Source organism: Rhizobium sp. RU33A (assembly GCF_900156055.1).
GTDB lineage: Bacteria > Pseudomonadota > Alphaproteobacteria > Rhizobiales > Rhizobiaceae > Allorhizobium.
On the sequence record NZ_FTMQ01000001.1, the window covers coordinates 135,173 to 153,478 of the forward strand.

Here is an 18,306-nt window from a genome sequence, read left to right on the forward strand (position 1 = left end):
GACCATAATCGTGTTGCAAGTGTTATGCAAAAGACATACGTTCCGCGCGATTTCAAGATCGTCCGGTTTCTCATCGGCCGGCTGCACGGGGAGCTTTGCAGATGAACTCTTATACCAACATGGGCGTGGGTGCCTTTCTCGGCACCGTCTTCGTCCTGATGTCTGTGTCAATTGCTTCGGAAGGGATATTCCATGCCGAAGCGCCTGAGCAGGAAGGCTTCGCCATCGTGGCCGAAGAAGCCGCTCCGGCTGATGCAGCACCGGAAGTCGCCGCCACTCCCATCGCAGTCCTGCTTGCCAGTGCCGATGCAGCCGCGGGTGAATCTTCTTTCAAGAAGTGCGCGAGCTGTCACACCGTCGAAAAGGGCGGCGCCAACAAGGTTGGCCCGAACCTCTATGGCCTTGTCGACCGTCCGATCGCCTCGCATGAAGGCTTCAGCTATTCTGCTGCCATCACGGAATTTTCGCAGGGCGGCAGCGAGCTCTGGACCTGGGACCACCTGAACGAATTCCTCATTGCTCCGAAGCAGCATATCCCTGGCACGTCTATGGGTTTCGCAGGCCTGAAGCAGGATGCCGAGCGCGCCAACGTGATCTTGTATCTGCACACCATGGCCGACAGCCCGGTTCCTTTGCCGGCGCCTGAAGCTGCTGCACCGGCTGAAGATGCTGCTGCGCCTGCTGACGCCGCTCCGGCAGATGCCGCTGCCGCACCTGCAGAGGCCCCGGCTGAAGCGCCTGCGGAAGCCGCCCCGGCAGACACAGCACCTGCAGCTCCAGCTGAGACCGCTCCGGAAGCTCCGGCTGAGCCTGCCCCGGCACAGCCTGCAACACCCTGATCGTCATCGCCTGCTGGCATTGACAATCTTTGGTTACGCGCCCGGCCTCTTGTGGTCGGGCGTTTGTTTTTCAGCGTCAGAGCAGCAGTAGCGCCCAAAGCGATACGGTCGCGACGCCGGCCGCAGTCGAGAGCGTAATAACCGAGGCTGCCAGTCCCTGGCCTACACCGAAGCGGTTTGCTATCAGCCAGGCATTGATGCCGGTCGGAACGGAAGACGTCAGGACGAGTGCGGCCGTCCATTGCGGTGAGAGGCCGAGCAGCGTGGATGCGAGCCAGACCACGGCTGGCATCAAGCCGAGCTTCAGCAGCGAAATGCTGCCAGCAATCTTCATGTTTCCCGCCAGCCCGTATTTGTTCAGCGTCATGCCCAGTGAGATCAGCGCTGCCGGGGCCGCCATTCCGGCTACCTGGGCGACGATGCCGTCGATCAGCGCTGGAACAGGGGTGCCGACAAGCTGCAGCAGGACCCCGCAGGCGAGGCCAATGATCAGCGGATTGCGCACCAGATTGCCGCCCACCTGTTTGGAAACCGCGAGGATACCTGCGGCCTTGCGTCCTCCGCTTCTCTGTTCCGCCCGCTCCATGGCCAGAACGCCGGCGATCATCATCAGCGGCAGGTGCACGGCGAGCAGGATCGACATGGCGACGATCCCCTCCGGTCCGACGGTGCGTTCGACGAGCGGCAAGCCGATAAAGACATTGTTGGCAAAGGATGCGGAAACGCCTGCGAGCACGCCGACCTTCTGGTCGCGTCCGAAGACGCGCGTTGCCAGAAGATGTCCAACGATCCAGGTGATCAGAACGCCGGAGAAATAGGCGATCCAAAGCCGGAACGGCGAGGCGCCTTGGAAGTCGGCATTGGCGATCGTCCGAAGCAGGAGGAGCGGCACCGCGACCTTGAACACGAAGTCGCCCAACCCGTCACCGATTTCGGCGGTCAGGATCTTCAACCGGACGAGCGCCCAGCCAAAGAGAATGAGAATGAAGATGGGGAGAACGTCCTGGGCAACGGTGGTCATGAAAATCGACTCGTCATGGCAAGAAAGCCCTTCTTAGGCCTCTTGCCGCGCCCGGCCAATCCATCACAAACGACAAAAGCAGGCGATGAGCCTGCTTCGACGCCCGATCACACCGGGGTGGGATCTGCCGCCAGTACATCCGTGGTCGGCTTTCCCGTTCGGAACCGTCATGGTCCGGTGGAGAGACCAGGGGAGATGGCCAGCCACGCTGTTTGCATATTGGCCCGATGTAACGACGAGATGACGTCGGTCTGCTTTTCCCTTCCCATCGGCGGAAAAACGGCTATGACCGTCAGGCCAAGCAAACGGAGCCCCGGACCTCATGAGCCAGTTCGATGTCCTGACGATCGGCAATGCCATCGTCGACATTATTTCTCGCTGCGACGACCAGTTTCTGATCGACAATGCCATTACCAAAAGCGCAATGAACCTGATCGACGCCGAGCGTGCCGAACGGCTCTACGGCATGATGGGGCCGGCTGTGGAAGCCTCCGGCGGCAGCGCCGGCAATACGGCAGCCGGTATCGCCAATTTCGGCGGCAAGGCTGCCTATTTCGGCAAGGTGGCAGAGGATCAGCTCGGTGAGATCTTCACCCATGACATCCGTGCCCAGGGCGTGCATTTCCAGACCCGTCCGCTGGGCAGCCAGCCGCCGACGGCCCGCAGCATGATCTTCGTCACCGAAGACGGCGAGCGCTCGATGAACACCTATCTCGGCGCCTGTGTCGAATTCGGCCCCGAGGACGTCGAACCGGACGTCGTTGCCCAGTCCAAGGTCACCTATTTCGAGGGTTATCTCTGGGATCCACCGCGCGCCAAGCAGGCGATCCTCGATTGCGCCCGCATTGCCCACGAGGCGGGCCGGGAAATGTCGATGACGCTCTCCGACAGCTTCTGCGTCGGTCGCTACCGCGCCGAATTCCTCGACCTGATGCGCTCCGGTACCGTCGACATCGTCTTCGCCAACGAGCAGGAAGCCCTGTCTCTCTACGAAACCGACGATTTTGCCCACGCGCTTGATCTGATCTCGAAGGATTGCAAGCTGGCCGCCGTCACCATGGGCGATCAGGGTGCCGTCATCGTCAAGGGGGAGCAGCGCATCCGCGTGCCCGCAACCAAGGTGGAGACGGTGGTCGATACGACGGGCGCCGGCGATCTCTTCGCCTCCGGCTTCCTCTATGGCTACACCAATGGTCGAAGCTTCGAGGATTGTGGACACCTTGGCTGCTATGCGGCTGGAGTCGTCATCCAGCAGATCGGACCCCGGCCGATGATGTCGCTTGCGAAGGGCGCTTCGGCGATCGGCCTTATTTGAAGGCCTCGCCCGGATAAGCGCCCCAGACCTCGTTCTGCGAGATCCATCCGTTGACGCCGCCGGCCTCGGCCTGGCACCAGTTGCCGTTGCATTCCTTGAGCCTGAGCACCACGCCGGGCTCGAGCTTTGCAATGATGGCTGCGGACGAGTTGGAATCGCGTCGCATCATGACGTAGACACTGTCGCCGTTGCCGCGCATCCACGGGGCGGCAACCGCCGTCCGCTCGCCGGTAAGCAGGGTCTGGTTCACCCAGCCCTCGGTCCCGTCGGCATCGCGGATCTGCCGCCAGTTCTCGTATTCGCGGATGATTTCGACCGGCAGGCCCGACTTCATGTAGCGCCAGGAGACGGCATAGTCGGTGCTCGGACCGATGCGCAGGTTCACCCGTTCGGCCTTCAGGCTGACGAAGCGCGGCAGCGGCAGCCCGCTCGAACCCTTGGTCGTGGATTGGGCATGACCGGCGATCGGGCCGGCCACGAGAGACAGCGCAAGAACGCTGAATACAATGCTGACGCGGCACAGATTATGAAACATGGTCATTCCGGGCTAAGCTGTGGAAATGAAGGGCTTTCTGACCACCCCGAGACGCGTCGCGCGTATCAGGGACAAATCCGCCGTCATCCGACGAGTTTTGTTTGTCTTCGCCGACGGGTTTGGTAGAAATTGCCTTCCTGAGAAGCGAAGTATCCCGCGACTTGGTTAACGAGTTCTGAAGAAGGCATCGATGCGGCCCATGACGAACAGGAAAAGACCTCAGGTCTATATCACGCGGAAACTGCCCGATGCCGTGGAAACGCGCATGCGCGAGCTATTCGATGCGGAATTGAATGTCGATGACAAACCCCGCACGCGCGAAGAATTGATCGCCGCCGTCAAATCGGCAGACGTGCTTGTGCCGACCGTGACCGACCGAATCGATGCAGCCCTGATTGCCGAGGCCGGCCCGCAACTGAAGCTCATCGCCAGCTTCTCGAACGGTACGGATCATATCGACATCGATGCCGCCGCGAAAAAGGGCATCACCGTCACCAACACGCCGAATGTTCTCACCGAAGACACGGCCGACATGACCATGGCGCTGATCCTCGCCGTGCCGCGCCGTCTCGTTCAAGGCGCGCGCGTGCTGATGGACAAGCCTGGCGAATGGGAGGGCTGGTCGCCCACCTGGATGCTCGGACGCCGAATCTGGGGCAAGCGCATCGGCATCATCGGCATGGGCCGCATCGGCACGGCCGTTGCCCGCCGTGCCAAGGCCTTCGGCCTGTCGATCCATTATCACAACCGCAAGCGGGTCAGTCCGGCAACCGAGGACGAGTTGGAGGCGACCTATTGGGACAGCCTCGACCAGATGCTCGCCCGCGTCGACATCGTTTCGGTCAACTGCCCTTCGACGCCGGCAACCTTCCACCTGCTCTCGGCCCGTCGCCTCGCCCTGCTGCAGCCGACAAGCTATGTCGTCAACACCGCCCGTGGCGACATCATCGATGAGGATGCCCTGGTCCAGGCATTACGTGCCGGCAAGATCGCCGGTGCGGGTCTCGACGTGTTCGAGAACGAGCCAGCAGTCAACCCTAAGCTGGTGAAGCTCGCCAACGAGGGCAAGGTGGTGCTCCTGCCGCATACCGGTTCGGCGACCATCGAAGGCCGCATCGATATGGGCGACAAGGTCATCATCAATATCAGAACCTATTTCGACGGTCACCGCCCGCCGAACAGGGTGCTGCCGAACCGCAACTGAGCCGCGTCAGGTCAGTCGCTTCTGCATCTCGATATAGGTCGGGCGGTCATAGCCGGCATGGCTTCTCTCGGCGGTTCTGACGAATCCCCAGGCGCCGAACCGGTCATGGTTGCCGGTCAGTTCGATCCGGGTCTCTAGCCGCAGCGCCTGTTTCCCGAGCTGTTGGGCGATCGCCTCGCCCTCGGCCAGCAGTCGGCCACCGATCCCTTTGCCCTGCGCCTCTGCGGCAACCGCGAGCTTGCCGAGATAGAGAAAATCCGGTTCAGGACGCAGAAAGGCGCAGCCCACAAGGCGCTCGTCCATTTCTGCGATCAGCGCGATCTCGTCTCGGGCCTTGTCTTTCAGGGAGGCGATGGTCAGGCGATGCGCGGAAGAGGGCGGGTCGATGACGCCGTCCATATAGGCGAAGGACGCCATGATCAGCGCCAGCAGTTCCTCGTAATGCGAATAGCTCTGATCGATCCGACGGATGACGATGCTCATGTACCTGCCCGGCGTTTGTAGCGGATGGTATCGAAACGGGCCGCAAGCCCATCATACATCAACAGCCGTCCGACCAGTGGCTCGCCGATCCCGGTGATCACCTTGATCGCCTCCATGGCCATCAACGTGCCGATGACACCTGTTAGCGCGCCGATGACACCGGCTTCTGCGCAGGCTGGGATCAAACCCTCTGGCGGCGGTTCGGGGAACAGATCGGTATAGCGCGGATACGCCACCCCGTCCGGCCCGCTCTCATAAGGTTTCAACACGGTCACAGTTCCGTCGAAGCGACCGACAGCGCCTGTCACCAGCGGCACCTTTGCAAGTTCCGCAGCATCCGCTGCCGCATAGCGCGTCGAAAAATTGTCGGAGCCGTCGATCAGCAGCGTAAAGCGGGGCAGGTAATCGCGTGCGAAGTCAGCATCGAACCGCTGCTCGTATCTCACGACACGGCAATGGGGGTTGAGCCGCGCAATAGCCTGGGCCGCGCTTTCGGTCTTCTTTTCACCCAGCGTTCCCGTGTCGTGAATCACCTGCCGCTGGAGGTTAGAGAGCGACACCCCGTCATCATCGACGATCCCGAGCGTGCCGACGCCCGCCGCTGCCAGATATTGCAGCACTGGCGAGCCAAGACCGCCAGCGCCGATCACCAGCACGCGTGCGGCTTTGAGCAGTTGCTGCCCATGGCCGCCCACTTCGGGCAGCAGGATATGGCGATGATAGCGGGAGAGCTCGTCGGGCGATAGCGGATCCATGGGGTCTACCTTGCCACCCGAACATGAAGATGAAAAGCGCACTCACGCATCGATCTGGCCATCTGTTACCGTCACGAACTGCGCCCGGTCGCCCAGTGCAGAAAACATCGCCTTGTCCGTGCCCGTCATGAAAGCCTGGCCGCCGAGCGCATCGATGCGGGCAAAGAGCGAGGCCCGCCGGCCCTCGTCGAGATGTGCGGCGATCTCGTCGAGCAGCAGGATCGGCGCAAAGCCCGTCATGGTCGCAACCAGTCGCGCATGTGCAAGCACCAGCCCGATGAGGAGGGCCTTCTGCTCCCCAGTCGAGCAGCGCTCTGCATCCATGTCTTTCTCGATGTGTCGCACCATGAGATCTGCCCGGTGCGGTCCATCCAATGTCCGGCCGGCTGCCGCATCCCGATGGCGGGATTGTGCGAGGATCTCGATATAGCGTTCCTCGAATTCGAAGGCCGGCAGGTCGGCCAGATCATCCAGGAAGCCGCTCAAGGCGAGCGAGGCCGATGGAAAGGCAGAGGTTTCCCTGTCCGCCTCGATCAGGCCGGAGAGCAATCCCAGCATCTCGCGCCGGGCCGCTGCCATGGCAACGCCGAGCGCTGCCATCTGCTGCTCGATGCCGGAAAGCCAGGTCGGATCGAAGCGCCCTTCCGAAAGCAGCTTGTTGCGGCTGCGCATGGCGCGCTCGAAATCGCTGGCTCGTCGTCCATGCGCTGGGTCGAGGGAGAGGACCAACCGATCGAGGAACCGGCGTCTGTCGGAAGAAGGACCGGTGAACAACCCGTCCATGGCTGGCGTCAGCCAGAGGATGCGCAGGTGGTCGGTGAGTTCGTCGACCGACTTTGCCGCGCCGCCATTGATCCGCAGACGCCGGACCAGGTTGCCTTCCTCCGTAGTCTCTGTGCCGGTGCCGATATCGGCCTCGCCAGCCATGCCGTCAACGGCGGCAAAGACGGTGAAGCTTCCGGAGGCGCCAAGACGCGGAATGTCGGAGAGCACCGCACGGCGCAGGCCCCGCCCGGGCGAGAGGAAGGAGATCGCTTCCATGAAGTTGGTCTTGCCGGCCCCGTTGTCGCCGACCAGCACCACGTGCCGTCCGTCCAGCGCAAGGCCTGCCTGCGCATAGTTGCGGAAGTCTGTGAGTTTGAGCCGCTGGATCTGTGTCTTCTGGGTCATCGGTCGGATTCGTTGTCGCCTTGAGCTAGGCCGAATGTGTCGTGAAGGCAAGGCGCAAGCGCGCTTTCTGGAACTTGCCGAGGTGTGCGTCGCTTGGCGACATGGAACTCTTTTCCAGACGCGTTAGTTTTACTTTATTGACGCCGCTCTGGAGCTCGGGCCATGTCTCTGCAGTCCGATGATCTCACGCCTGAAGAAGCCCGCCGCGACCACTGGGAGATGTTGGGCTTTCTTGCCCTCAACGCATCGCTCGGGGCAGCACTCGGTTTCCTGGTCGCCTTTGCCATCGTCTGGCTCGACCTCGGCGGCCTTGGCACCTCGCTCTCGCGCTCCAGCCACCCCGTGCTTCCGACGATCATGATGGCCGTGCCCCTCGCGCTGATCTTTGCCGCAGCCGTGACCGCCTCTGCCGTCATGACCATGCCGTATCGCAAGAAGAAGCAGCGCTGACCCGATCTCTTCCGCGCCATGTTTGACCGGGCGTCCGTCTTGCGGCATCTAGGCCGCTTGAGAGACGATGGAGAAGATCATGGACACGCAGGACGAGCGCATCACGCGTCTGGAAGAGACCGTCGCCCATCAGACGCGGGTCATCGAGGAACTGTCAGACCAGCTGACCGAGCAGTGGAAGGTGGTCGAACAGACCCGGGCCAAGCTGGATCGGCTCACGGAACGCTTCCTGTCTCTGGAAGAGCAGGGCCTGGAAGCCCCGGCCGTCACCCGCCCGCCGCATTACTGAGCGTCACGACCCATCGTCCCAAAGCCGGTCAGTACCGCATCGACGATGTGCGCGATCTGATCGCGTGACGGGTCGAGCCGACCGGTCAGCAGCCGCTGCCAGCAGAAGCTTGAGAACAGTTCCATGACGAGCGGAATGTCGAGGCCTTCGCGAATTTCGCCGCGCGCCACGCCGCGCTCCAGGATCACGCCGCTTGCCCGGCAGCGCGTCACTGCGTAGTCGCGCAGCGCCTCCAGAGCCGCCGGATCGCTCTGTGCCTCGGCGATGATCGAGCGGAACACATCTCCGCCACTCCTCTGCCAGAAGCCGAGCAATGTCTCGAGAAAAGCGATCAGGTCGCCGCGAGCGTTTCCGGTATCAGGATAGAAGGTCTCGCCCTTCTGCCGGTGATACACATCGAGAAGCAGCGCTGCTTTGGACGGCCACCAGCGATAGATCGTCGGTTTTCCGGCCTTGGCACGGCGCGCCACTGCTTCGATCGAGAAGGCCGATAACCCGCCCTCGCGCAGGATCGCGGCCGCTGCCGTCAGGATAGCGTCCTCGCTAGCAGGGTTCCGCTGCGCGCCGATGGATGTGCGCTTTGTGATATCAGGTGCAGTCATCGTCACAGGCTGTTCTCCTCTGCAATTCCCCTAGCAGAAAAATCTATTGAACGAAACGGCCCGTTTCAATATAAACGGAACGTACCGTTCTTATGGAGCCTCCCATGTCCAACCCATCTGTATCCCGCCCAACACCGTCTAAGCATCGACTTGCCCTGCTGATGCTGCTCGTCATCTATCCCTTCGTCACCGGTATTCTCTACGTCCTCATGCCGCTGACCGAAGGCTGGCCGATCTGGGCCCGCACGGCTCTCCTGGCGCCGATCATGGTCCTGTCCATCGTCTATGGCATCGCACCCGCGATCCACAGGCACTTTGCCTGGTTCATCCTGCGCCAGCCGCGTTTGCTCGCCTGACCTCATGCAAAAGGGGCGGCCCCCTGGCGGACCGCCCCTTGCAATCTTGTCTCTGACGATCGCTCGCTCAATCGCTGAGCGTATCGAAGAAATCCTTCATCCGGGCAAAGAAGCCCGTCGATTCCGGATTGTTCTCCTTCGACGACAGTTGCTCGAACTCCTGCAGCAACTCGCGTTGACGCTTGGTCAGCTTCTGCGGCGTCTCGATCTGGATCTGAATGTAGAGATCACCGACCTGCGTCGAGCGCAGAACAGGCATGCCCTTGCCCTTGAGGCGGAACTGCCTGCCAGGCTGGGTGCCCTCTGGAACCGTCACACGCGACTTCGTCCCATCCAGCGTCACCACGTCGAAGGTTCCGCCGAGTGCTGCCGTCGTCATCGAGATCGGCACGGAGCAATAGAGATCCGCCCCGTCGCGCTGGAAGAACTCGTGCGGCTTCACCGACAGGAAGATGTAGAGATCGCCCGAAGGGCCACCGCGAAGTCCAGCTTCGCCTTCGCCCTGCAGGCGAATGCGCGTGCCGTCCTCGATACCAGAGGGAATGCTGACCGAAAGCGAACGCTCTTCTGTGATACGGCCCTGGCCATGGCACTTCCCGCAGGGGTCCGAGATCGTCTGGCCACGACCGTGACAGGTCGGGCAGGTGCGCTCGATCGAGAAGAAGCCCTGGGCCGCACGCACGCGACCAGAGCCCTGACAGGTCGTGCAGGTCTTCGGCTGCGTTCCGGGCTTGGCGCCCGAACCCGTGCAGACATCGCAGGTGATCGAGGTCGGAACCCGAATCTGCGCCGTCTTGCCGGTAAACGCCTCTTCGAGGCTGATTTCCATGTTGTAGCGCAGGTCTGCACCACGTTCGCGGCCGCCGGTCGAGCGGGCACGTCCGCCGCGGCCGCCACCCATCATCTCGCCGAAGATGTCCTCGAAGATGTCGGAAAAGCCGCCACCGGCAAATCCGCCGCCGCCGCCGCCAAAGCCGCCACCGCCCATGCCGCCCTGTTCGAAGGCGGCGTGGCCGAAGCGGTCATAGGCCGCGCGCTTCTGCGGATCCTTCAGAGTTTCATAGGCCTCGTTGAGTTCCTTGAACTTCTTCTCGGCCTCATCGTCACCCGGGTTCTTGTCCGGGTGGTATTTCATGGCCAGCTTGCGGAAGGCGCTCTTCAGCTCCTTCTCGTCCGCCGTCCGGCCAACCCCGAGGGTCTCGTAGAAATCTGCTTTTGCCATGGTTTTACAAAGCTCTCAAAGCTTTCCCAACGCTCGTGTGGCTGCCAGTCGCCTTGCCGGCCTGCTTGTCACAGGCCTGCATGTCTTTCTGGAAGTCGGACGCAGCCGAGATCGCATCCTGCATCAGAAGCTTGCGCGCTTCGCCTTTGCTGATTAGTCCGTCTGCGGACGTCACCGCCGCAAAGGCCAGCGAATGCGCAGCCATGTCGCAGGAAGAAACCTCGCCACCGTTCTCGCGCCTCTGAAGCGCAGCTTCGATGATCTTGCCGAGATCGTTGCCAATGCGGGAAAGGGAATTGCTGTCCTTCGCGGAAATCGCCTTGGCCAGACTGGCCTCGGCGGCGCTCACCTGGCGGTGAACGGCGCTGACCTGCCCCCTATCCTGTGCCATGGCACCGGTCGCCAGAATCAACGAAAATGCGGCTGGCCCGAAGGCCAGCCAGGTCTTGGAACGGCGTCCGAAGTGGCCCTGCATCAGGCCGACTTCTTCGCGTCTTCGTCCTTCACTTCTTCGTAGTCGGCGTCAACGACGTTGTCGTCCTTGCCACCATCTGCGTCACCTGCACCGCCATCGGCCTGCTGGGACTCGTAGATGGCCTGGCCCAGCTTCATGGAAACTTCCATAAGGGTCTGGGTCTTGGCCTGGATGTCGTCGGCATCAGGCTCGGAGGCTTCGATGGCGCCCTTGAGGGCCGCAATCGCATCCTCGATCGCCTTGCGATCCGTTTCCGAAACCTTGTCGCCATACTCGCTGACCGACTTTTCGGTGGAGTGAACGAGGCTTTCGGCCTGGTTCTTGGCTTCGACCACGGCGCGGCGCTTCTTGTCCGCCTCGGCATTGGCCTCGGCGTCCTTCACCATCTTCTCGATGTCGGCGTCGGAGAGACCACCGGAGGCCTGGATGCGGATCTGCTGTTCCTTGCCAGTACCCTTGTCCTTGGCCGAAACCTGGACGATGCCGTTCGCGTCGATGTCGAAGGTGACTTCGATCTGCGGAACGCCACGCGGCGACGGCGGCAGGCCGACCAGGTCGAACTGGCCCAGCAGCTTGTTGTCCTGAGCCATTTCGCGCTCGCCCTGCGATACGCGGATGGTAACGGCCTGCTGGTTGTCTTCGGCGGTCGAGAAGGTCTGGCTCTTCTTCGTCGGGATCGTCGTGTTGCGATCGATCAGACGGGTGAAGACGCCACCGAGCGTTTCGATGCCGAGCGACAGCGGGGTCACGTCGAGCAGCAGCACGTCCTTGACATCGCCCTGCAGAACACCGGCCTGGATCGCTGCACCGAGTGCGACGACTTCATCCGGGTTGACGCCCTTGTGCGGCTCCTTGCCGAACAGCTGCTTCACGACTTCCTGCACCTTCGGCATGCGGCTCATGCCGCCAACGAGAACGACTTCGTCGATCTCGGCAGCGGTAACGCCGGCATCCTTGAGTGCTGCCTTGCAAGGCGCGATCGTGCGCTGAACGAGGTCGTCGACCAGGCTTTCGAACTTGGCGCGGGTCAGCTTCATCGTCAGGTGCTTCGGACCGGAGGCATCTGCCGTGATGAACGGCAGGTTGATTTCGGTCTGCTGCGAGGACGACAGCTCGATCTTGGCCTTTTCGGCGGCTTCCTTCAGGCGCTGCAGGGCAAGCTTGTCGCCCTTCAGGTCGATGCCCTGGTCCTTCTTGAACTCGGCTGCGAGATATTCGACGAGGCGCATGTCGAAGTCTTCACCGCCGAGGAAGGTGTCGCCATTGGTCGACTTCACTTCGAAGACGCCGTCGCCGATTTCCAGAACCGAAATATCGAAGGTACCACCACCGAGGTCGTAGACGGCGATGGTCTTGCCTTCCGTCTTGTCCAGACCATAGGCAAGTGCTGCAGCCGTCGGCTCGTTGATGATGCGCAGAACTTCAAGACCGGCAATGCGGCCGGCATCCTTGGTGGCCTGGCGCTGCGCGTCGTTGAAGTATGCCGGAACGGTGATGACAGCCTTTTCGACCTTCTCGCCGAGATAGGCTTCAGCCGTTTCCTTCATCTTCTGCAGGATCATGGCCGAGATCTGCGACGGGGAATAACCCTTGCCCTGTGCTTCTACCCAGGCGTCACCATTGTCACCCTTGACGATCTGGAACGGCACGAGGCCCTTGTCCTTCTCGACCGTCGGATCTTCGTAGCGACGACCGATCAGACGCTTGACGGCGAACAGGGTGTTGGTCGGGTTGGTGACCGCCTGGCGCTTGGCCGGCTGGCCGACGAGGCGTTCGCCATCGTCCGAAAACGCCACCATGGACGGCGTGGTGCGTGCGCCTTCCGAATTCTCGATGACCTTTGCATCTTTGCCGTCCATGACGGCGACGCAGGAATTGGTCGTTCCAAGGTCGATACCGATTACTTTTGCCATGTCATATTCTCCTTGAAGCAGGCCGTCGGAACCCCAATCAGGCATTCCTGACAGCCCCTCGACGTGGATGGTCTGGGATACACTGCAGCGCCGCTGCGGTTATGTCGCGTATATAAGAAGCGAAATTTCCGACTGCAAGGCTGGAAACCCGCTGGAAACCCGTAAAAAAGAACAGATTGGTGCAGCGTTTTCATGGGCTTTGCCGCACCCCTCGGTCCTTGACAGACCGGCTATACTAGAGTCGCGGCCTTGCGTCAGGCCGACGGCCTCTCGCCGTCCTCATGTGGCCCTTATTGTCCCAGGATCAAGTCGAGCAGCGTGGTTCTGCGCGTGCCTTGCCCACCGCCGACCTCGCCCGGCGGGATGGGACCTGCCGAACCAGTCACATCCTGCGAAGGAGCAGCACCTGCGGGATAGTCTTCGGCATAGACGGGATCGCCCGAATACCGCTCTTCACCGCCCCCCTGGAGTACGTCCGAGATGATCGTCCCGATCGTCATGGGATCTTCCGCAGGTGCCGGCTCGATGTAGTCTCCGCCTGGCAGCGGGGCAGGCGCCAGACCCTGATGCGCCGCCGTCATGAAGTCGTGCCAGGCCTTGGCCGGAAGCCCGCCGCCCGTCACTTTCTTCATCGACTGTCCGTCGTCATTGCCGAACCAGATGCCCGTGGTCAGGTTGCTCGTATAACCGACGAACAGCGCATCGCGGAAGGATTGCGTCGTACCCGTCTTGCCCGCCGCTTCCCATCCGGAAAGCCGTGCGTTCTTGCCAGTGCCGTGATCGATGACATCGCGCATCATCGCGTTCATCGCAGCGACGACGCCGTCGTTCAGTACCTTCGGCGGCTCGAGATAATTGTTCTCGTAGAGCAGGCTGCCATCGGCCTTCGATATCCGCCGCACGATATGCGGCGTCGCCTTGTAGCCGCCATTCATGAAGGGCGAATAGGCAGCCGTCAGTTCGAGGAGCGAGACTTCCGAGGTCCCGAGCGCGATCGAGGCATTGTTCTGCAATGCTGATTCGATACCCATCCGGTGGGCGACCTTGATCACCTGATCGGGTCCCACTTCCATGACCAACTGGGCTGCTATCGTGTTCAGCGATTCGGCGAGCGCCTGTGTCGCGGTCACTTGTCCCCGATACTTCTGATCGTAATTCTCAGGTGTCCAGGAGCCGATCCGTATCGGCGCATCGTTTCGCACCGATGTCGGACGCAAGCCGTTCTCCACAGCGGCTGCATAGACAAAGGGCTTGAAGGCCGAGCCCGGCTGGCGCTTTGCCTTGACCGCCCGGTTGAACTGGCTCTCGGCATAGTCGCGTCCGCCGACCAGCGCCCGGATGGCCCCGGTCCCGTCGATGGAAACGAGGGCCGCCTGCGACGCATTGACCTTACCGCCCTCAGCCTCAAGCGATTCCGTCAGTGCGGCCTCCGCTTTCTTTTCAAGCGTCATGTCGATCGTTGTCTCGACCACGATGTCTTCGGTCACCTTGCCGATCAGCAAGGTCACCTCGTCGCGCACCAGATCGGCGACATACTGGCCAGCACCGCTCCAGTAGCGCTTGGCCTTGGTCGGCGGTTGCGACATCGCCGTCTTGATCTCGTCTGCTGTGATGTAACCCTCTTCGAGCATGGCCTGGAGAACGACCTGGGCGCGCGCTTCGGCGGCCTCCGGATCGCGCGCTGGCGAAAGCCGGGACGGGGCCTTGAGCAACCCTGCCAGAAGTGCGGCCTCGCCGAGGTTCACGTCGCGGGCCGACTTGTTGAAATAGCGCCGCGAAGCCGCTTCGACGCCGTAGGCGTTCGAGCCGAAGAACACCCGGTTCAGATACATCGCCATGATCTGGTCCTTGGTGTATTTCTGCTCCAGCCAGAAGGCGAGCAGCACTTCCTGGACCTTGCGCTCAATGGTGCGCTCCGGAGACAGGAAGAGGTTCTTGGCCAGCTGCTGCGTCAGCGTCGAGCCACCCTGCACCGCCCGCCCGTTCGTGACATTCGTGACGATCGCGCGGGCGAGGCCGAGAGGATCAACGCCGAAATGCGAATAGAAGCGCCGATCCTCGATCGCCATCACGGCCTGCGGGATAAATGGCGACATTTCCTCGAGCGGCAACGCTTCGCCGCCGGTCGCGCCGCGATTGGCGATCACTGTGCCCTCGACGGACACGATCTTCATGTTCGGTGGGCGCTCGGGGATCGACCAGCTGCTGGCGCTCGGCATCTGCGAGCCATAGTAGGCGACCAGACCCACCACGCCGATTCCACACCAGATAGACAGCACGAAACCCCAGTAGATCAGCTTTCCAAGCCCGAATCCGCCGCCGCTGCTTTTCGCTTTCCGGCTCTTCTGGTTGCCGGACTTGCCGCGCTTGGCCGAACCCGCCGTCTTCTTGCCACCGGCGCGTGCCGGCCGCCCGCCGATGACACGATCATCTGCATCCAGACGGAAATCCTCGTCCTCGCGCTCGTCGCCGAAGCTTGGTTCAATGCGGTCGCGGGATTTGCCTTTGCTCACCATTGCGGTGATCTTGCTCCAGATGCTCGTTGTGCGCTGCCAGGGGAAAGCATGCGCGGAAATGGCTTCAAGAAATCTCGGACGATCATCTACTCTCGTCGAGCCGATGATCGCGCAATTGCACAGTAATTGCGGCGATTTAAGGGGTGGTTAAAGCCCGGTAAACAAGCTCTGAACGAGGCGTGAAGCTACTGGCAGAGATCTGCCCAGACGCCATCGACCAGCGACCTCATGCGCTCCGGCGCAATCTTCACCGCAGCATTCGTCGCACCTGCGGCCGGAACCACCTCGTCGAAGGCCCGGAGCGACAGATCACAATAGACCTTGAGAGGCGAGGGCAGGCCGAAGGGGCATACTCCGCCGACAGGATGGCTCGTCGCCTCGACCACGGCTTCGGCATCGAGCATGCGCGGCTTCACGCCGAAACGATCCTTGAACTTGCGATTGTCCAGACGCTTCGTGCCAGCTGTGACCACGAGCACGACGTCCTCGCCGATCCTCAGGCAGATCGTCTTGGCTATCTGATCAGGCTCGACGCCATGCGCTTCGGCTGCAAGCGCCACGGTGGCGGAGCTTGCTTCGGTGACGATGACGGAGATTTCGGGGGCGTTTTCCCGGAAGAACTGTTGGACGGATTCGAGGCTCATGGGAGAAGTCTAACCGGAGCGCTCAAGGCTTTTCAAGCACACGCATCTTGAAAGCCGGATTGAGCATCCCCATCTCTGTACTACCAGACGATAGAGCGCTTGCAGAGATCCTGTTTGAGGAACTTCGAAACGCTTAACCGGTTGTTAAGCATCCAGAGCGATCATCGAGATCCGGGATGCGGTTCACGAAGGTGGGCCAACATCCGAGACATCGAATGGCACGTTTCCGACCCTGACCACGGATGTACTGGCAGGCAAGCGTAGAAACGTAAAGGAAAGGCCGGTTTTTGACCGGCCTTTTTGCTTTTCTGGCCTCAGCCGTTCGCCAGCCCGTCGAGGATGCGGATCCACGAGCGGATGCCCTTGTGAAACGAGTTGAGGTCATACTTCTCGTTCGGCGAATGGATGCGGTCGTCGGTCAGGCCAAAGCCGACCAGCAGCGAATCCATGCCCAGCATCTTCTGGAAGTCGCCGACGATCGGGATCGAGCCGCCCATGCCTATGATCACGGCCGGCTTCGGCCATTCATCCGACAGCGCGTTCTTCGCCTTGGTCAGTTCCGGCGAATCATAGGAGAGCTGGATGGCCGGCGAGCCGCCATGCTCGTGGAACTCGACCTTGCAGTCAGCGGGAATGCGGGCCTGTACGAAGGCGCGGAAGCTCTCGCGCACCTTGGCGGGATCCTGCGTCCCGACCAGACGGAACGAGATCTTCGCCGAGGCCTTGGCCGCAATCACGGTCTTGAATCCCTCGCCGGTATAACCGCCGATAATGCCGTTCACTTCCGCCGTCGGACGCGCCCAGGTGAGTTCCAGCACGGAACGGCCCTTCTCACCAGCGGGGACCGACAGGCCCACCTCGCCGAGGAGGCTCTCCGCCGTCCGCCCCAGGCTCTCCCAGGAGGCCTTGATGTTGGCGGGCGTCTCCTCGACACCATCATAGAAGCCGGGAAGGGTGACCTTGCCGGTTTCATCATGCAGATCGGCGAGGATCTTGGTCAGGATATGAACGGGATTGGCAGCGGCACCGCCGAAGAGGCCGGAATGAAGGTCGCGGTCGGCCGCAATGATGGTGACTTCTTCGCCGACAAGGCCACGCAGGGCCGCAGCGATCGCCGGTGTCTCGCGATCCCACATGCTGGTATCGCAGACCAGCGCAAAATCGGCCTTCAGCTCATCGGCATTCGCAGCGAGGAAGGGCTTGAGCGACGGCGAGCCGGATTCTTCTTCGCCCTCAAATAGGATGGTGATCTTGACCGGCAGCGAACCCTTCACTGCCTTGTAGGCGCGGCAGGCTTCAACAAACGTCAAAAGCTGACCCTTGTCGTCGGATGTGCCGCGACCGGTGATGACCTTGCGGCCATCCTTCTCCTTGATCGCGGGCGCAAAGGGATCGTCTTCCCAGAGATCTAGCGGATCGACCGGCTGCACATCATAATGGCCGTAGAACAGCACATGCGGCGCGTCGGGCAGGTCAGCCGCGTGATGGGCGACCACCATCGGATGGCCGGGCGTATCACGCAGCGAGGCATCGAAGCCGAGCTCGGAAAGGGCAGAAACCAGCCATTCGCCGGCCTTGCGGCAATCGGCCTTGTAGGCCGGATCCGTCGAGATCGAGGGAATGCGCACGAGATCGAACAGGCGTTCGAGGCTCTGCGGCAGGGCCTCGTCGGCCTTGGCGAGGATGGGGGAGAGATCGGTCATGGTCATGTCCTGCAAATTTGAAAGTGCGGCGGACGATAGACCAAAGCTCCTGATGTTTCGAGGCGTTCTGACCGCGAATTTTTCTCAACTGCGCATCAATATCTGCTCACAGCTTGCGGGCATTTGCGATCGCCCAGCGGATGTATTCCTTCAGCAATTCCTTCTCGAAACGCCGGAAACCCTGGAAGATGGCCTGCTCCGCCGCTTCGGCGGCAGCCATCGCTTCCTCGCGCATGTCACGCGCCTTGTCGGTCAGGAAGATCTGCTGCGCGCGCTTGTCCTTGGGGTGAACGCGTCGCTCGATCAGCCCGTCGCGCTCCATCCGGGCAAGCGTATTGGCGATCGTTGCCTGCTCGACATCGACGCGGTCGAGCAGCTGCCGCTGCGTCAAACCTTCTTCTTCCCAGAGCTCGAGCAGAATTGGGAATTGTCCCGGGGAGAAGCCGAGCTTGGCCGCCCGTGCCTGCAGCGCCCGTGTGAACCCGCGCGCAAGCTGGCTCGCCAGCCAAGTGGCGGACTCGGAGCGGTCGGGGATCGTACGGTCATGGGCCATGGCGCTCGACACGTCGTCGTGGTTCGTCTTTCCGGAATGATCGCATGCGATCCATTTCCGAGGCTGACTAATTTTGGGTTTTCATGCGAGGGGAACGGAAGCCGCCGTGGCGTGAGGCGGGGGGACTGCCACGACGGCTCCGGAATATGGGGACAAAGGCCCGGAGAGGGGGATAAGGCCTTTGCCCGAGTCTGAAGCGGCGGGGGACGAGCCTCTTTCAGACTACGGCGTGATCAGGCGCCGATGACTAGGAATTGTGAT

The 18,306-nt window shown here is 61.7% G+C and carries 19 protein-coding genes; 6 read left to right on the forward strand and 13 right to left on the reverse strand.

What is annotated here, in order from left to right; all coding sequences use genetic code 11:
* Positions 1 to 101: 101 nt before the first annotated feature.
* The gene (locus BW978_RS00645) at positions 102 to 839 is read left to right on the forward strand and encodes a c-type cytochrome (protein ID WP_076391295.1); all 738 of its coding nucleotides are present in this window, start codon (positions 102 to 104) and stop codon (positions 837 to 839) included.
* Positions 840 to 915: 76 nt separating this feature from the next.
* Here the strand turns inward: BW978_RS00645 and BW978_RS00650 are convergent, their stop codons facing one another.
* Positions 916 to 1,860: an AEC family transporter gene (locus BW978_RS00650; protein ID WP_076391297.1), complete on the reverse strand. Its 945-nt coding sequence runs from the start codon at positions 1,858 to 1,860 to the stop codon at positions 916 to 918.
* Between the two features lie 322 nt (positions 1,861 to 2,182).
* Here BW978_RS00650 and BW978_RS00655 point away from each other — a divergent pair, with 322 nt between their 5' ends.
* The gene (locus BW978_RS00655) at positions 2,183 to 3,175 is read left to right on the forward strand and encodes an adenosine kinase (RefSeq protein ID WP_076391299.1); all 993 of its coding nucleotides are present in this window, start codon (positions 2,183 to 2,185) and stop codon (positions 3,173 to 3,175) included.
* On the opposite strand, the gene BW978_RS00660 is transcribed toward BW978_RS00655, so the two are convergent.
* Complete coding sequence (locus BW978_RS00660) at positions 3,168 to 3,710, reverse strand: SH3 domain-containing protein (protein ID WP_076391301.1); 543 nt, start codon at positions 3,708 to 3,710, stop codon at positions 3,168 to 3,170. The genes BW978_RS00655 and BW978_RS00660 overlap by 8 nt on opposite strands.
* A 199-nt stretch (positions 3,711 to 3,909) precedes the next feature.
* On the opposite strand from BW978_RS00660, the gene BW978_RS00665 reads away from it, so the two are divergent.
* On the forward strand, positions 3,910 to 4,914 hold the full coding sequence (locus tag BW978_RS00665; RefSeq protein WP_076393076.1) for a 2-hydroxyacid dehydrogenase: 1,005 nt from the start codon (positions 3,910 to 3,912) through the stop codon (positions 4,912 to 4,914).
* 6 nt (positions 4,915 to 4,920) lie between these two features.
* On the opposite strand, the gene BW978_RS00670 is transcribed toward BW978_RS00665, so the two are convergent.
* The 3 genes from BW978_RS00670 to recF are packed head-to-tail and all read right to left on the reverse strand — an operon-like array spanning position 4,921 to position 7,322.
* Positions 4,921 to 5,397 carry a GNAT family N-acetyltransferase gene (locus BW978_RS00670; protein WP_076391303.1) on the reverse strand — a complete coding sequence of 159 codons (477 nt, stop codon included), beginning with the start codon at positions 5,395 to 5,397 and terminating at the stop codon, positions 4,921 to 4,923.
* Complete coding sequence (locus BW978_RS00675) at positions 5,394 to 6,152, reverse strand: molybdopterin-synthase adenylyltransferase MoeB (protein ID WP_076391305.1); 759 nt, start codon at positions 6,150 to 6,152, stop codon at positions 5,394 to 5,396. The genes BW978_RS00670 and BW978_RS00675 overlap by 4 nt, the downstream gene beginning before the upstream one ends.
* A gap of 42 nt (positions 6,153 to 6,194) precedes the next feature.
* Positions 6,195 to 7,322 (reverse strand): DNA replication/repair protein RecF, encoded by a 1,128-nt coding sequence (gene recF, locus BW978_RS00680; protein WP_076391307.1) that lies wholly within the window; start codon positions 7,320 to 7,322, stop codon positions 6,195 to 6,197.
* A gap of 162 nt (positions 7,323 to 7,484) precedes the next feature.
* Between recF and BW978_RS00685 the strand changes: the two genes are divergently transcribed.
* Complete coding sequence (locus tag BW978_RS00685; RefSeq protein ID WP_076391309.1) at positions 7,485 to 7,772, forward strand: hypothetical protein; 288 nt, start codon at positions 7,485 to 7,487, stop codon at positions 7,770 to 7,772.
* A gap of 79 nt (positions 7,773 to 7,851) precedes the next feature.
* Positions 7,852 to 8,061, forward strand: a complete 210-nt coding sequence (locus BW978_RS00690) for a SlyX family protein (protein ID WP_076393078.1) — start codon at positions 7,852 to 7,854, stop codon at positions 8,059 to 8,061.
* Here BW978_RS00690 and BW978_RS00695 read toward each other — a convergent pair.
* Positions 8,055 to 8,663, reverse strand: a complete 609-nt coding sequence (locus tag BW978_RS00695) for a TetR/AcrR family transcriptional regulator (protein WP_076391311.1) — start codon at positions 8,661 to 8,663, stop codon at positions 8,055 to 8,057. The genes BW978_RS00690 and BW978_RS00695 overlap by 7 nt on opposite strands.
* A 104-nt stretch (positions 8,664 to 8,767) precedes the next feature.
* Here BW978_RS00695 and BW978_RS00700 point away from each other — a divergent pair, with 104 nt between their 5' ends.
* Positions 8,768 to 9,019, forward strand: coding sequence for a putative antibiotic biosynthesis monooxygenase (locus tag BW978_RS00700; RefSeq protein WP_244551862.1), 252 nt, complete (start codon positions 8,768 to 8,770; stop codon positions 9,017 to 9,019).
* Between the two features lie 67 nt (positions 9,020 to 9,086).
* On the opposite strand, the gene dnaJ is transcribed toward BW978_RS00700, so the two are convergent.
* The 7 genes from dnaJ to BW978_RS00735 form a co-directional block, all read right to left on the reverse strand.
* Complete coding sequence (gene dnaJ / locus BW978_RS00705) at positions 9,087 to 10,241, reverse strand: molecular chaperone DnaJ (RefSeq protein WP_069042607.1); 1,155 nt, start codon at positions 10,239 to 10,241, stop codon at positions 9,087 to 9,089.
* 4 nt (positions 10,242 to 10,245) lie between these two features.
* Positions 10,246 to 10,716, reverse strand: a complete 471-nt coding sequence (locus BW978_RS00710; protein ID WP_076391315.1) for a hypothetical protein — start codon at positions 10,714 to 10,716, stop codon at positions 10,246 to 10,248.
* The gene (gene dnaK, locus BW978_RS00715) at positions 10,716 to 12,629 is read right to left on the reverse strand and encodes a molecular chaperone DnaK (RefSeq protein WP_076391317.1); all 1,914 of its coding nucleotides are present in this window, start codon (positions 12,627 to 12,629) and stop codon (positions 10,716 to 10,718) included. The genes BW978_RS00710 and dnaK overlap by 1 nt, the downstream gene beginning before the upstream one ends.
* A gap of 290 nt (positions 12,630 to 12,919) precedes the next feature.
* The gene (locus BW978_RS00720; protein WP_076391318.1) at positions 12,920 to 15,145 is read right to left on the reverse strand and encodes a transglycosylase domain-containing protein; all 2,226 of its coding nucleotides are present in this window, start codon (positions 15,143 to 15,145) and stop codon (positions 12,920 to 12,922) included.
* 185 nt (positions 15,146 to 15,330) lie between these two features.
* On the reverse strand, positions 15,331 to 15,789 hold the full coding sequence (locus BW978_RS00725; protein WP_076391319.1) for a YbaK/EbsC family protein: 459 nt from the start codon (positions 15,787 to 15,789) through the stop codon (positions 15,331 to 15,333).
* 314 nt (positions 15,790 to 16,103) lie between these two features.
* On the reverse strand, positions 16,104 to 17,492 hold the full coding sequence (locus BW978_RS00730) for a dipeptidase (protein ID WP_076393080.1): 1,389 nt from the start codon (positions 17,490 to 17,492) through the stop codon (positions 16,104 to 16,106).
* 106 nt (positions 17,493 to 17,598) lie between these two features.
* Complete coding sequence (locus BW978_RS00735) at positions 17,599 to 18,045, reverse strand: MarR family winged helix-turn-helix transcriptional regulator (protein WP_076391320.1); 447 nt, start codon at positions 18,043 to 18,045, stop codon at positions 17,599 to 17,601.
* Positions 18,046 to 18,306 lie beyond the last annotated feature (261 nt).

Coding starts and splice junctions, on each gene's coding strand:
- BW978_RS00645 (WP_076391295.1), top strand. CDS start 102: ATGAACTCTTATACCAACATGGGCGTGGGTGCCTTTCTCGGCACCGTC.
- BW978_RS00650 (WP_076391297.1), bottom strand. CDS start 1,860: ATGACCACCGTTGCCCAGGACGTTCTCCCCATCTTCATTCTCATTCTC.
- BW978_RS00655 (WP_076391299.1), top strand. CDS start 2,183: ATGAGCCAGTTCGATGTCCTGACGATCGGCAATGCCATCGTCGACATT.
- BW978_RS00660 (WP_076391301.1), bottom strand. CDS start 3,710: ATGTTTCATAATCTGTGCCGCGTCAGCATTGTATTCAGCGTTCTTGCG.
- BW978_RS00665 (WP_076393076.1), top strand. CDS start 3,910: ATGACGAACAGGAAAAGACCTCAGGTCTATATCACGCGGAAACTGCCC.
- BW978_RS00670 (WP_076391303.1), bottom strand. CDS start 5,397: ATGAGCATCGTCATCCGTCGGATCGATCAGAGCTATTCGCATTACGAG.
- BW978_RS00675 (WP_076391305.1), bottom strand. CDS start 6,152: ATGGATCCGCTATCGCCCGACGAGCTCTCCCGCTATCATCGCCATATC.
- recF (WP_076391307.1), bottom strand. CDS start 7,322: ATGACCCAGAAGACACAGATCCAGCGGCTCAAACTCACAGACTTCCGC.
- BW978_RS00685 (WP_076391309.1), top strand. CDS start 7,485: ATGTCTCTGCAGTCCGATGATCTCACGCCTGAAGAAGCCCGCCGCGAC.
- BW978_RS00690 (WP_076393078.1), top strand. CDS start 7,852: ATGGACACGCAGGACGAGCGCATCACGCGTCTGGAAGAGACCGTCGCC.
- BW978_RS00695 (WP_076391311.1), bottom strand. CDS start 8,663: ATGACTGCACCTGATATCACAAAGCGCACATCCATCGGCGCGCAGCGG.
- BW978_RS00700 (WP_244551862.1), top strand. CDS start 8,768: ATGTCCAACCCATCTGTATCCCGCCCAACACCGTCTAAGCATCGACTT.
- dnaJ (WP_069042607.1), bottom strand. CDS start 10,241: ATGGCAAAAGCAGATTTCTACGAGACCCTCGGGGTTGGCCGGACGGCG.
- BW978_RS00710 (WP_076391315.1), bottom strand. CDS start 10,716: ATGCAGGGCCACTTCGGACGCCGTTCCAAGACCTGGCTGGCCTTCGGG.
- dnaK (WP_076391317.1), bottom strand. CDS start 12,629: ATGGCAAAAGTAATCGGTATCGACCTTGGAACGACCAATTCCTGCGTC.
- BW978_RS00720 (WP_076391318.1), bottom strand. CDS start 15,145: ATGGTGAGCAAAGGCAAATCCCGCGACCGCATTGAACCAAGCTTCGGC.
- BW978_RS00725 (WP_076391319.1), bottom strand. CDS start 15,789: ATGAGCCTCGAATCCGTCCAACAGTTCTTCCGGGAAAACGCCCCCGAA.
- BW978_RS00730 (WP_076393080.1), bottom strand. CDS start 17,492: ATGACCGATCTCTCCCCCATCCTCGCCAAGGCCGACGAGGCCCTGCCG.
- BW978_RS00735 (WP_076391320.1), bottom strand. CDS start 18,045: ATGGCCCATGACCGTACGATCCCCGACCGCTCCGAGTCCGCCACTTGG.